Source organism: Pseudoduganella sp. LjRoot289 (assembly GCF_964252925.1).
Lineage (GTDB): Bacteria > Pseudomonadota > Gammaproteobacteria > Burkholderiales > Burkholderiaceae_D > Rugamonas.
In genome coordinates this window covers 1395725-1408372 of record NZ_CAXUPN020000001.1, presented here as the reverse complement: position 1 = coordinate 1408372, position 12648 = coordinate 1395725, and the positions used below count along the sequence as shown (strand labels likewise).

9 protein-coding genes are annotated in these 12648 nt (G+C 63.3%); all 9 read right to left on the bottom strand.

All coding sequences use genetic code 11. The annotated features are described in order from the left end of the window. Positions 1 to 14: 14 nt before the first annotated feature. The gene (locus tag ACSQ8Y_RS06100; RefSeq protein WP_436265561.1) at positions 15 to 971 is read right to left on the bottom strand and encodes a glycoside hydrolase family 43 protein; all 957 of its coding nucleotides are present in this window, start codon (positions 969 to 971) and stop codon (positions 15 to 17) included. Between the two features lie 11 nt (positions 972 to 982). Next, a complete protein-coding gene (gene yjfF, locus ACSQ8Y_RS06095; protein ID WP_436265560.1) occupies positions 983 to 1960 on the bottom strand; it encodes a galactofuranose ABC transporter, permease protein YjfF in 978 nt (325 codons plus the stop codon). Beyond that, the gene (locus ACSQ8Y_RS06090) at positions 1957 to 2940 is read right to left on the bottom strand and encodes an ABC transporter permease (protein ID WP_436269764.1); all 984 of its coding nucleotides are present in this window, start codon (positions 2938 to 2940) and stop codon (positions 1957 to 1959) included. Before ACSQ8Y_RS06090 ends, yjfF begins: the two co-directional genes overlap by 4 nt. A gap of 155 nt (positions 2941 to 3095) precedes the next feature. Further along, entirely contained in the window at positions 3096 to 4703 is a 1608-nt protein-coding gene (locus tag ACSQ8Y_RS06085) for a sugar ABC transporter ATP-binding protein (RefSeq protein WP_436265559.1), read from the bottom strand. Beyond that, the gene (locus tag ACSQ8Y_RS06080) at positions 4703 to 5665 is read right to left on the bottom strand and encodes an ABC transporter substrate-binding protein (protein ID WP_436265558.1); all 963 of its coding nucleotides are present in this window, start codon (positions 5663 to 5665) and stop codon (positions 4703 to 4705) included. The genes ACSQ8Y_RS06085 and ACSQ8Y_RS06080 overlap by 1 nt, the downstream gene beginning before the upstream one ends. Positions 5666 to 6093: 428 nt before the next feature. Beyond that, the gene (locus ACSQ8Y_RS06075; protein WP_436265557.1) at positions 6094 to 8403 is read right to left on the bottom strand and encodes a beta-L-arabinofuranosidase domain-containing protein; all 2310 of its coding nucleotides are present in this window, start codon (positions 8401 to 8403) and stop codon (positions 6094 to 6096) included. A gap of 64 nt (positions 8404 to 8467) precedes the next feature. Continuing rightward, the gene (locus ACSQ8Y_RS06070; protein WP_436265556.1) at positions 8468 to 9484 is read right to left on the bottom strand and encodes an arabinan endo-1,5-alpha-L-arabinosidase; all 1017 of its coding nucleotides are present in this window, start codon (positions 9482 to 9484) and stop codon (positions 8468 to 8470) included. Between the two features lie 5 nt (positions 9485 to 9489). After that, positions 9490 to 11067 carry a glycoside hydrolase family 43 protein gene (locus ACSQ8Y_RS06065; protein ID WP_436265555.1) on the bottom strand — a complete coding sequence of 526 codons (1578 nt, stop codon included), beginning with the start codon at positions 11065 to 11067 and terminating at the stop codon, positions 9490 to 9492. A 3-nt stretch (positions 11068 to 11070) separates the two neighbouring features. Beyond that, positions 11071 to 12618 carry an alpha-N-arabinofuranosidase gene (locus ACSQ8Y_RS06060; protein WP_436265554.1) on the bottom strand — a complete coding sequence of 516 codons (1548 nt, stop codon included), beginning with the start codon at positions 12616 to 12618 and terminating at the stop codon, positions 11071 to 11073. Positions 12619 to 12648: the final 30 nt, after the last annotated feature.

Genomic DNA, 12648 nt, shown 5'->3' with positions numbered 1-12648 from the left:
CGGCAATACTGATATCAATCTTGACAGCCGGGGCTAGCATTCGCGGCGGGACCTTCAGCGGTCTGCGGGATGAAACGGATGGTGCCGTCCGGGTTGTAGTGCAGCTCCTCCACGGCGGCCGAACGGCGGTATTCCCCGCCGGTCGGCAGCTTGTCGTTGTGGTAGAAGATATACGACTTGCCATTGTGCTCGATGATGGCGTGGTGGATGGTCTTCACGACCGCGTTCTTGGACATGATGACGCCGCGGTAAGTCCACGGACCGGTGGCGCTGGGACCGGTGGAGTACGCGGTCTCCTCCGGGAACTCGCGCGACCAGGACAGGTAGTAGGTGTCCTTGCGCTTGTGCAGATAAGCCGCCTCGGTGAAGTGCGGCACGGCCACCGTGTGGATAGGGCCGTCCGCTTCGATCATGTTCGGCTTCAGCTTGATGTACTTCAGCACCTGGTTGCCCCAGTACAGATAAGCCTGGCCATTGTCGTCGATGAAGACGGTCGGGTCGATGTCGTCCCAGGAGATGTCCGTCTCCCTGGTCATGTCGTTGGTGATGATGGCGCTGCCGCGCGCGTCCTTGAACGGGCCGGTCGGGCTGTCCGACACCGCCACGCCGATCGCCTTGCCCGGGATGCTATTGTGTTCGACGGTGGAATAGAAGTAGTACTTGCCGTTGCGCTTGGTGATATCGGCGGCCCAGGCATCCTTCTTGGCCCAGCCAAAGGTCAGCGCGTTCAGCGGCGAACCGTGCGCCTTCCAGTTCTTCATGTCGCAGCTGGAATAGACCAGCCACTCTTTCATCACATAGTCCTTGCCGTCGACCGGGGCTTCGTCACGGCCCACGTACAGATAGACACGGCCGTTGTCGCTCAACGCGGCAGGGTCGGCTGTGAATTTATCCTTGAACAGCGGATTGCCGGCCTGCGCGGCGCCGGCGAGCAGCGCGATGGCCGCAACGGCCAGGGGTTTCTTGAACATGGTGTCTCCCATTAGTTATTCTTGGCGCCGATGGACATCAGGCGCTGCACCACGCAGAACACGAACAGCAGGCCGCCAATGACGATCTTGGTCCACCAGGAGCTGAGCGTGCCGTCGAAGGCGATCAGGGTCTGGATGGTGCCCAGTATCAGCACGCCGGACAAGGCGCCCGCGATATAGCCGTAGCCGCCGCTGAGCAGCGTACCGCCGATGACGACCGCCGCGATCGCGTCCAGTTCCGTGCCCTGCGCGTGCAGGCCATAGCCGGACAACATGTAGAAGGAGAACAGCAGGCCGGCCAGCGCCGCGCAGAAACCGCTCAGCGCGTAGATCAGCACCTTGGTGCGGCCGACCGCCAGGCCCATCATATGCGCCGACTGCTCGTTGCCGCCGATGGCGTACACCGCGCGGCCGAACGCCGTGTAGTGCGCCGCGTAGATGGCCACGCCCAGCAACCCCAGCGCGATGACGGCGCCCGGCGAGACGAAGCCGCCGAACAATTCCAGCTGCGTTTGCGACAGGGAGACGAACAGCGGGTCTTCGATGGTGATCGAATTGATGCTGATCAGATAGCACAGGCCGCGCGCCAGGAACATGCCCGCCAGCGTGACGATGAAGGCCTGCAGCTTGAAGTAATGGATCAAGGCGCCCTGCGCCGCGCCGAACAAGGCGCCCAGCAGCAGCACCGCGGCGATGACGGCGGCCGGCGGCCAGTGGGCGCTGTGCAGCAGCCAGGCCGAAATCATCGTGGCCAGCGCCAGCACCGAGCCCACAGACAGGTCGATGCCGCCGGACAGGATGACGAAGCTCATGCCGATGGCGATCACCAGCAGGAAGGCATTGTCGATCAACAGGTTGAGTATGACCTGCAGCGAGAAGAAGCCCGTGTAGGCGACCGATCCGGCGGCGAACATCGCCACCAGCAGGAAGACCGTGACCAGGGACGTGAAATACGGTGCGGCGGTAAAGCCGCGAACTTGCGCCATCATGCTGCTTTCCTTTTCCAGATCTGCTTGAATTCCGGCGACTGCGACAGGCAGACCAGGAACACCACCACCGCTTTGACCACCATGTTCACTTCCGGCGGCACGCCGAGCGAGTAGATGGTGTAGGTCAGGGTCTGGATGATGAGGGCGCCGATCATGCTGCCCGCCAGGCTGAATTTGCCGCCGGCGAGCGAGGTGCCGCCGAGCGTGACGGCGAGGATGGCGTCCAGTTCCAGCAGCAGGCCGGCGTTGTTGGCGTCGGCGGATTTGATGTTGGAGCTGATCATCAGCCCGGCCATGCCGGCGCAGGCGGAACAGAACACGTAGACGAAGAAGATCAGCGCGGCCGTCTTCAGGCCGGCAAGGCGCGCCGCCACGGGGTTGATACCGACGGCCTGGATGAACAGGCCGAGCGCGGTTTTGCGCATCAGCAGGGACACCGCCAGCACCACGGCGGCCACCACGTACAGCGAGAACGGCAGGCCGAACAGATAGCCGCTGCCAAGGAAGAAGTAAGGCTGGTAGTAGACCGTGATGATCTGGCCGTCCGTCAGCAGTTGCGCGAGACCGCGCCCCGCCACCATCAGGATCAGCGTGGCGACGATGGGCTGCAGGCCGAGCGTCGAGACCAGCAGGCCGTTCCAGGCGCCGCACAGGATGGCGGCAAGCAGTGCCGCGCCCAGCGCCAGCGTCATCGACGTTTCCGGCGTGGCGCCGCCGCCGATGAGCATCGCGGCGACGGTGCCGGACAGCGCAACCACCGCGCCGACCGAGATGTCGATGCCGCGCGTGGCGATCACCAGCGTCATGCCGAGCGCCGCCAGCATCAGCGGCGCGGCGCGGTTCACGATATCGACCACGCTGCCGTACAGGTGGCCGTCCTTCCATTCAAGCCGGAAGAAGCCGGGGATGAAGAACAGATCGATGAGCAGCAGTGCCGCGAGCGCGGCAAGCGGCTTGACCAGGGGGTGTTGCAACAACATGGCAAGACTTTCAGAGTGATGGCGTGGCGCGCTTGCAGCCCCCGAGGCGGCGGCCTGCGCAAGCTGGGCCGCGGCGGCTGGCCGGCCGGCCGGCGGCGCGGATGCGTCCGAGATGGCCGTATTGGCCGTATTGGCGGCATTGGCGGTGGGCGGCGTCATGCTGCCTCCCCCGCGATGGCTTGCAGCACGCTGGTGTCATCGAGGTCGCCGCGCTGGTACTCGCCACAGGCTTTGCGGTCGCGCATGACGATCATACGGTCGCTGCAACGCAGCACTTCGGGCAGCTCGGACGAAATGAACAGGATGGACATGCCTTTACTGCACAAGGAAGTCACATAGCTCATGATCTCTTCCTTGGCGCGCACATCGATGCCTCGGGTCGGCTCGTCCAGGATCATCAGCTTCGGTTCCGTCGCCAGCCAGCGCGCCAGCAGTACTTTCTGCTGGTTGCCGCCGGACAGCGTGCCGATAGGCGTCTCAATGCTGGCCGTTTTAATGCCCAGCCACTTCACGTAATCGTTAGCCAGCTCCTGCTGGCGTTTCAAGGGAATCGCGCGCAGCATGCCAGCCTGCGCCTGCAGCGCCAGTATCAGGTTCTCGCGCACCGACAGCGACAGGATCGCGCCTTCGTGCTTGCGGTCTTCCGAGCAGAAGCCGATGCCGGCGGCGATGGCGTCGCGCGGCGTGGCGAAGGACGCGGCGTTGTCGCGCCCATCGACCATGATGGCGCCGCCGTCCGCCTTGTCCGCGCCGAACAGCAGGCGCGCCAGCTCGGTACGGCCGGAGCCCAGCAGACCGCAAAGGCCCAGCACCTCGCCCTTGTTGATGGCGATATCGGTCGGCATCAGCGCGCCACGGCGGCCAAGGCCGCGCGCTTGCAGCAGGACTTCAGCCGGCGCGGTGGCGCGCGGAGCGTTCTGCACGCCGGCGCCAGCGCCAGCTTCTGCGGCATCCGCATGGTCCGCTGCTTGCGTTTCCCCGCCTGCGGCGGCCTGCCCGGCCACTGCGCCCGGCATCGGCGCATCGACCGGCGCACCGATCATCTTGTTCACCAGCGCGAGACGGGACAGTTCGCTGCAAGCGTACTCCCCTTCCCGTTCGCCGTTGCGCATCACGGTGATGCGGTCCGAGATCGCGTAGGTCTGGTCCAGGAAGTGCGTCACGAACAGGATCGCAATGCCCTGGTCCCGCAGCCGGCGCAGCACCGCGAACAGCAATTGCACTTCCGCCTCGTCCAGGCTGGACGTGGGCTCATCGAGAATGAGGACGCGCGCATTGACGTTCAGCGCGCGCGAAATGGCCACCATCTGCTGCACTGCCAGCGAATAATTCGACAGAGGCGCCGACACATCGATATCGATCTGCATCGCCTCCAGCATGCGCGCCGCATCGCGCTGCATGCCTTTCCAGTCGATCCTTCCCCACTTGCGCGGGTAACGGCCGATGAAGATATTCTCCGCGACCGACAGGTTCGGGCACAGGTTGACTTCCTGGTACACAGTGCTGATACCCAGCTCCTGCGCCTCCAGCGTGGACGCGGGCCGTATCGGCTTCCCGTCCAGCAGCATGGTGCCGCGCTCCGGCGTGTAGACGCCGGTCAGCACTTTGATCAGCGTGGATTTACCCGCGCCGTTCTGCCCCATCAGTGTATGTACTTCCCCCGGATACAAGCGCAAGCCAGCTTCGCTAAGCGCTTTCACGCCGGGGAATTCCTTATGAATGCCGGTCAACTCCAGGACCGGCGCAACGTCCGCAGCAGCCATTAGTATTTCCGGTTAGGGAATTCCTTGGCCGCCACTTCAGCGGGGAACACGCCTTCGTTCACGACGATACGCTTGGGTATCGCCTTACCGGCCTTGACGGCGGCGGCGGCTTCCATCAGCTGAGGGCCCAGCAGCGGGCTGCATTCCACGGTCACGTTCAGCTTACCGGCGATCATCGCCTCGAACGCACCCTTCACGCCGTCGATCGAGATGATGATGATGTCCTTGCCCGGTTTCAGGCCCGCTTCCTCGATAGCCTGGATCGCGCCGATCGCCATGTCATCGTTATGTGCGTACAGCACGTTGATGTTCTTGCCCTGCGCCTTCAGGAAGGCTTCCATCACTTCCTTGCCCTTGGCGCGGGTGAAGTCGCCGGTCTGGGTGCGGATCACTTTCAGCTTTGGATTGCCCTTGATGATCTCTTCGAAGCCGGCCTTGCGGTCCAGTGCCGGGGCCGAGCCCACGGTGCCCTGCAGTTCCACGATGTTCAGGGTGGTGGCGGGCGACTTCTTCGCGTACTCCGTCAGCCAGCGGCCGGCCTTACGGCCCTCTTCGACGAAATCGGAACCGATCAGCGAGACGAACAGCGACGGGTCGCTGACGTTGACGGAGCGGTCGGTCAGGATGACCGGGATCTTGGCGGCTTTTGCTTCACGCAGCACCGTATCCCAGCCCGACTCCACCACCGGCGAAAACGCGATGATGTCCACGCGCTGTGCGATGAAGGAGCGCAGCGCCTTCACCTGGTTTTCCTGGCGCTGCTGCGCGTCTGCGAATTTCAGGGTCACGCCCGCCTTCTTGGCGGCGTCCTTGACCGAAGCGGTGTTCGCGGTGCGCCATTCGCTCTCGGCGCCCACTTGCGAGAAACCGATGACGAGGGGCTTTTGAGCGAACGCCGGGGCGGCGGCCGTAACGGCGGCGGCCAGCGCGGTGGCCAAAATAGTCCTGCGAGTGAAAGTCATGCCCGTCTCCTTAGTTTATCTATGCCGCCAATAGTAGGAGAAAGTGCCATAGCCATCCAATACATTTTTTATCGATATCGATATCGTTTTCGATATACCTCATGCCTGGTTGGCCAAATTCCGCACATTCTCCGCCCGGATCGGCGCTTCCGGGCCGGTTTTGACCTGGATTGGAAATCGTAACGTTCTTCACCGGCATCTCGGCTTACGCCTTGATCCGGCAAAGAAACTTCGCCTCCAGCGCCATGATATTACCCATGCGCAAGAAATCAATCGGCGACAGCGCGCTCCCGTACGTCGGCAGCAGCTCGCGCAGTGATAGAGTTCGCCCATGCGCATGGTGCGCGAAAACGTGCCGGACAATAGCTTCTGGTGGACGAAGTTAATCCCTGATCACCCGGCACTTCCAGTGTGCTACCAAGCCAGCCCTAACGCAACAGCCGCAACCCATACAAATTACCCGCCCTGGAGCCGGCTTGCGCCACAAACTTCACAATTAGCTTGCGCGACTGGCCGCTCTGGCCGGCGGGCACGGCGAAGTCGCGCGTATAGATCTCGTCCGCCGCATCGGCACCCAGCGTCACCGTCTCCAGCAATTCGCCATTGACCACGATGTCGAACTTGCGCCCGGCGTCGGCTTTCGAGAACGTCAGGCGCAGCGTGCGGGCCTTGCCTTCGCGGTCGTTCAACTCGTAGCTGAACCAGCCGCTCGCTTGGCGCCAGTGGCGGCCCTTGTTGATGCCGGCGTCCGCGCCTTCGCCTTTGAAGAAGTGGTCGGATTCGGGCTGCTGCTCGCCGGGCGCCACCTGGTCAACGGTGATCGCGTCCAGCGCCAGGCGCTCGGATTCGGCTTTTGCGGTGGCCGCGCGCATCACGCTCATGTTGGCGGGCGTGGTCTGCTGCCAGTAAATCATGTAGCGCGAGTCGTGCAGGCGAAAGAATGGTATGAAGCGGATGTGCTCCGATCCCGGCCCCTGCACCAGCCCCGGTGCGCGGAAGGTCAGCGGCTGGCCGGGGACGGGCTTGAACTTGTCCAGGAAGGCCTTGCTGTCGCTGACGAACAGCGGCGCCGCCTCCAGCGGGCACACCGGTCCTTGCGCGATGTGGCCCATGCGCGAGTCGTCGGCGATGTAGTTCAGCTTTTCGTTGGCGAAGGGCTGCGTCTTCGCGGCCAGCACGATGGGGCCGTGCAGCACCGCGTAGTAGTTGGACTTGTCCGGCATCTGCTCCAGGCTGGTCCTCATCGGCAGCTGGATGTCCACCTTGTCGCCCTTGCGCCAGGCACGGGCTATGGCCGCGTAGCCGCCAGGCTGCGCATCCACTTTCACCGCCTTGCCGTTGACGCGGATCTTCAGCTTGCCGGCTGCCACCCACTGCGGGTAGCGCACCTTCATCGTGAACTTGCCGTCCGATTCCAGCGTGATGCTGGTGCGGTCCTCGTCCGGGAAGCGCGTTTCCTGGCGCAGCTGGATGCCTTTCGCTTTCCAGTTCAGCGTGGACGGAATGAACAGGTTGACGAACAGCGCGTCGCCTTCGTGCGCGTAGATGAATTCGCCGTACTTGGCGTGGCTTTCGATGCCGGAACCGACGCAGCACCACATGCCCTTGTCCACGTCGGAATACACGCGGTAGTGGTTCGGCCGCATCGGCGTGAAGTAGACGAAGCCGCCGGTGTCCGGCCGCTGCGACGAGAGGATGTGGTTGTACAGCGCGCGCTCGTAGTAGTCGCCGTAGCTGCCTTTCTGGTCGCCCTGGAACAGCAGTTCGGTGAGCTTGAGCATATTGTAGGTATTGCAGGTTTCCGGCCCTTCGGCCTCCTGCACCATGGGGCTGTAATCCTTGTCGTCGTGGAAGTGCTCCTTGACGCTGTTGCCGCCGATGGCCACGGTGCGCTTGTCGTGCACGGTCTGCCAGAAGAACTGGGCGGCCTGCTGCCATTTCGGATCGCCCGTCATGTCGCCGATGCGCTTGAAGCCGATCACCTTGGGTATCTGCGTGTTCGCGTGCAGGCCGGTCAGCTGGTCGCGCTGCTCTTCCAGCGGCTTCAGTATCGCCTGGTGCGAGAACTTGATGGCGAGGTCCAGGTACTTCTTGTCGCCCGTCATTTCGGACACTTGCGCGAACACTTCGTTCATGCCGCCATGTTCGCTGCGCAGCATGGTTTGCATCTGCTCGGCCGTCAGGTGCTCGCTCAGCTTGAGCGCCCAATCCGACAAGGCGATCAGCACGGTGCGCGCGTCCTGGTTGCCTGCAAGGCGGTAGGCGTCGTACAGGCCCGCGTAGACCTTGTGCAGGTTGTACCACGGCACCCATTTGCCGTTGACCGAGAAGTTATCGGCCTGCAGCTTGCCCTGCGCGATGGCGTCCCATACGTCCTTACCGCCGGGGATGCCGCCGATGTAGCCGTTGGCGTTGCGCTCCTGGCAGCGCTTCAACTCAGCGACGAAGTAGTTCAGGCGCTTCAGCACTTCGGCGTCGCCCGAGGATGCGTACATCAGTGCCATGGCGGACAGGTAGTGTCCGCCGAGGTGGCCATCGAGCCCGGTCGATTCCCAGTTGCCGTAGCTGGCGTTCTTCTGCGGCAGGCCCGCTTCGCGCAGGAAGGGGGCAAGCAGTTTGTCCGGCTCCAGCGCGAGGATGTATTTCAGGTCCGTGTTCTGCGCCTCAAGGAAGGGACTGGGCGACAGGCGGACGTCGGACAGCGGGAACAGGTCGACGGCCTGGGCGGGGATCGCCATGGCCGCGATGGCAAGTTGCAGAGATAGGGCTAGACGGGAGATGGGCATTTTCATGGGGCGCGAATTAGAGGAGCTTGCTTTTGTAACGGTTCAGGTCTTTCTGGTCCACCAACGGCCAGCCGTCCTTGTCCCACTTCATCTCGAGCACCTTGAGCTTTTGCTGGTATTTGTCGGCTGTTTCGTAGGCGTGCATGACGATGTAATCCTTGCCGTCGAAGGTGTAGGCGCTGTTGTGGCCCACGCCCTTCCAGTCCTTGTCGCCGGCGATGACGAGCGAGCCGCCGCCCTGCGCCATGTCCTTGCCACTCTTGTCGAGATATGGCCCGGTCACTTCGCGCGCGCGGCCCACCACCACGTGGTAGGTGCTCTTCTCCTTCTGGCAGCACAGGCCCCAGGAAGCGAACAGGTAATAATAGCCGTCCTTCTTGAACACGTGCGGCGCTTCGATCTCCGCCGGGCCGCCGGACAGGTCGGGGGTGAATGCGGGCCGCTCGCGCGCGGCGATGGTGCGCCATTCCTGCGGCTCGGCGAGTTTGGTGCGGTCGTCGTTCAGCTTCGCCAGCTTCAGGCCGGACCAGAAGGAACCGAAGGCCATCCAGCCTGCGCCCTTGCTGTCTTCGACGATGTTGGGATCGATGGCGTTCCACAGGTCGCGGCCAGGGACCGATTGCAGCACCAGCCCCTGGTCTTCCCATTTGTAATCCGGCGAACGCGGGTTCAGCGTCTTGTTGACGGTGACACCGATGCCCGAGGTCAGCTTGCCGAAGCCGGACACGGAGTAGTACAGGTAGTACTTGCCCTTGTAGTGCTGCACGTCCGGCGCCCAGATATGGCCGTCGAAGCTGGGCGCCACGCTCTTGGCCCACGCCGGCTGGCCTGCGAACACGCGGCCTTCCGGCTTCCAGTCCGTCATATTGGTCGAGCTGTAGAAGGTGATGCCCGGACCGGTGCTGAAGACGTAGTAGGTGTTGCCCTCCTTCGCCATCACCGGGTCGTGCACGCCCACTTGCCCGGCCTGGGCGGAAGCAGCAAGGCTGAACGCCATTGCCACCCCTGCCGCCATCGCATATTTCATCGTCATTCCCATCAATTGCCTGTCCTGGCGCCCCACAGCGACACGCCATCGGCCGATTGCGCCGTGAACGTCACCACATAGGCGCCAGCGTTGGTATTCCACTGGCGCGACAGGACGCCGCTGTATATTGCTGCGCCCGAGTCGAGCGTAAGCGACATATTATTCGATCCCTTGTGCGCCCACTTGCCGGCGACCGCGCCGCTCACCGTGCCGTCGGCGTTCAGCTTGATATTCTGCGACGTTTTCAGCGTCACGGATATATCCTTGCCGTGGTTGATCATCTTGTAGCTGCCCGCCGCCTCGGCGGCGCTGACCGACGCCGTCTGCGCCGGGGTCGCCTTGCTCAGCGGCGCGTAGCGGAACGGCGCCACGACCGGCCAGCCGTCCTCGTTGACGAACATCTCATGCACCCGGAGTTCGTGCGCCTCGCCCTGGCCGGGGAAGCGCGTATGGAAGACGATGAAGCTCTGCTTGGCGGCAGCATCATAATAAACCGAGTTGTGGCCGGCCGACACATAGCCCAGCGCCGTGCCGGTTTCACCCGCTGCCAGCTCGAAGCGGTGATTGCCCATCAGCTTCTGGCCGTGCGGCGCGATGCTGGCGTCGTCGAATAGCGGCAGCGCCGGATTGGCCTTGACCGTGGCCATGTCGGTGCCCTTTGCATCCACGTACGGACCGTCCGGATTGCGGGAACGCGCCACGCGCATATTGTAGGCGCCGTTCGCATCCAAGCCGCCGAAGGACGTGAACAGGTAGTAGTAGCCCGTCTGCGGCTGGTACAGCACGTTCGCACCTTCGATGCGCGCGTGGTTGCCGCCCATCAGATGCTTGCCGTAGCCCTGCCCCGCTTTCGGCTTGCCGGTTGCGCCGTCCAGCGCCAGGATGAAGATGCCGCCCGAGTAGGAGCCGTAGATCATCCACAGATTGCGGTCCTTGTCGCGGAAGACATTGGGGTCCACCACGTTGGGGTGCCTGGTTGCGTCGTAGACGCTGGTTCCGTCTTCGCTGATCAGACCCCACATGCCGGACTTGAGGATGATGCCCTTGTCAACATAAGGGCCTTCGATCTTGTCCGCAACGGCCACGCCCAGCGCGGAGCGCGGCGAGTCGCCTTTGCAGGCGTTGTAGTACATATAGAATTTGCCGTCGTCCAGCTGGATCACATCCGGCGCCCACAAGGTGGTCGTCTGTGCCCAGGCGAATGTCTCCGCCAGGACCTTGGTCACGTCGGCGAACAGCGGGTTGGCGGCATTCGCGCCGTCCGCCACCTTGGTCCAGTTCATCAGGTCCGTGGATTTGGCGGCGGCCAGGTGCGATCCGAATACGTAGAAGACGCCACCGGCGTTGATTACTGCAGGGTCGTGGACCGAAACGTTGGCGAAGGAGATGGGCGCCTGCACAGACGCGGCCGGCGGAGTGACAGGGGTCGTTTCCGGCGGCGTCACGGGAGGAAGCACCGGCGCGGTGACAGGTGGCGTCACCGGCGCGGACGCGGTGATGGAAGCAGTGCCCCCGCCACCGCCGCCGCACGCCGTTAGCGTGACCGCCCCCGCCAATGCCAGGCCCTGGCAAATGGTCGAGGTCCTCAAGGATTACTCCACCGCGACGACGACCACCGACTTCGCCGGCAGCTTGACCGACAGCTTGCCGCCGCTCGCTTGCGCTTCGAACGGCGCCGGTTTCACGGCCTGCGGTGCGGCGAAGGTGTTGTGGGCGTCCATCGCGTCGGCGGTCAATACCTGGCCGCGCACGGTGCCGGCCTTGGTGCCAGCCACGTTGATCGATACGTCCACCGCCTTCTTCGGATTGGTGTTCACCAGAGCCAGGTATACCTTGCCGTCCTTGCCGCGCGCGGCGGAGGCGCTCACTTCAGGCACGCTGACCTTGCCCAGGCTGTAGTTGGCGTTGCCCTTCAGCGCCACCGGCAGCGAGGTCGCATCCTGGAACGGCACGTACATGCGGTAGGCGTGGTAGGTAGGCGTCAGCAGCATCTTGTCCTTGTCCGTCAGGATCATGGCCTGCAGCACGTTGACCATCTGCGCGATGTTCGTCATGCGCACGCGGTTCGCGTGGGCGTGGAAGATGTTGAAGTTCAAAGCCGCCACCACCGCGTCGCGCAGCGAGTTCTGCTGATACAGGAAGCCGGCGTTGGTGCCCTTCTCCACGTCGTACCACGTGCCCCATTCGTCGACATAGAAGCCGACTTTCTTGCTTGGGTCGTTCTTGTCCAGCACCGCTTCGTTCTTGCGTATCATCCCGTCGATCGCCATCGTCTGCTTCATGGTCGCGATCCACTGGTCTTCGCCGAAGCCGGTCGCCGCGCCCTTCACTTCCCAGTTCCCGGTCGGAATGGTGTAGTAGTGGAAGCTGATGGCGTCCATCATATCGCCCTTCACTTCCTTGGACAGCGTTTCGGTCCATTTCGTGTCGTCGCCGGTGCCGCCGCTGGCGACGAACTTCGGCTTGTTGTCGTTCGGCGCCTTGACGAAGCTGGCGGCAGTCTTGTACAGATTCGTGTAGTGGGCCGGCGTCATGTTGCCGCCGCAGCCCCAGGCCTCGTTGCCGATGGCAAAGAAGTCCACCTTGAACGGCTTGTCGCGGCCGTTCTTGCGGCGCAATTCGGCCAGCGTGGACTTGCTGGGCGAGGTCATGTACTCCATCCATTCGGCCATTTCCTGGTTGGTGCCGGTGCCCAGGTTGCCGTTCACGTAGGTGTCGGCGCCCAGCAGTTCGGCCAGGTCGAAGAATTCGTGCGTGCCAACGGCGTTGCTCTCTTCCACGCCGCCCCAGGTCGTATTGACCTTCACCGGACGCTCGCCGCGCGGGCCGATGCCCTCCCGCCAGTGGTATTCATCGGCGAAGCAGCCGCCCGGCCAGCGGATCAGCGGTACTTTCAGTTCCTTCAGCGCGCCCAGCACATCGTTGCGCCAGCCCTTGGTGTTCGGCTGCGTCGAATTCGGACCCACCCACATGCCTTCGTAGATACCGGTGCCCAGGTGCTCGGCGAACTGGCCGTACACATTCTTGTTGATGACCGGGCCAGGCTTGGCCGCGTCGATAGTGACACTCACTTCGCCGGCAGCGAATGCCGCGCCGCTCGCCAAACTCATGGCGATAATGGTCTTCTTGATGATGTTCATACGCTCTCCATATTTATATTTATAAAATGC

Coding starts and splice junctions, on each gene's coding strand:
- ACSQ8Y_RS06100 (WP_436265561.1), bottom strand. CDS start 971: ATGTTCAAGAAACCCCTGGCCGTTGCGGCCATCGCGCTGCTCGCCGGC.
- yjfF (WP_436265560.1), bottom strand. CDS start 1,960: ATGATGGCGCAAGTTCGCGGCTTTACCGCCGCACCGTATTTCACGTCC.
- ACSQ8Y_RS06090 (WP_436269764.1), bottom strand. CDS start 2,940: ATGTTGTTGCAACACCCCCTGGTCAAGCCGCTTGCCGCGCTCGCGGCA.
- ACSQ8Y_RS06085 (WP_436265559.1), bottom strand. CDS start 4,703: ATGGCTGCTGCGGACGTTGCGCCGGTCCTGGAGTTGACCGGCATTCAT.
- ACSQ8Y_RS06080 (WP_436265558.1), bottom strand. CDS start 5,665: ATGACTTTCACTCGCAGGACTATTTTGGCCACCGCGCTGGCCGCCGCC.
- ACSQ8Y_RS06075 (WP_436265557.1), bottom strand. CDS start 8,403: ATGGCGATCCCCGCCCAGGCCGTCGACCTGTTCCCGCTGTCCGACGTC.
- ACSQ8Y_RS06070 (WP_436265556.1), bottom strand. CDS start 9,484: ATGACGATGAAATATGCGATGGCGGCAGGGGTGGCAATGGCGTTCAGC.
- ACSQ8Y_RS06060 (WP_436265554.1), bottom strand. CDS start 12,618: ATGAACATCATCAAGAAGACCATTATCGCCATGAGTTTGGCGAGCGGC.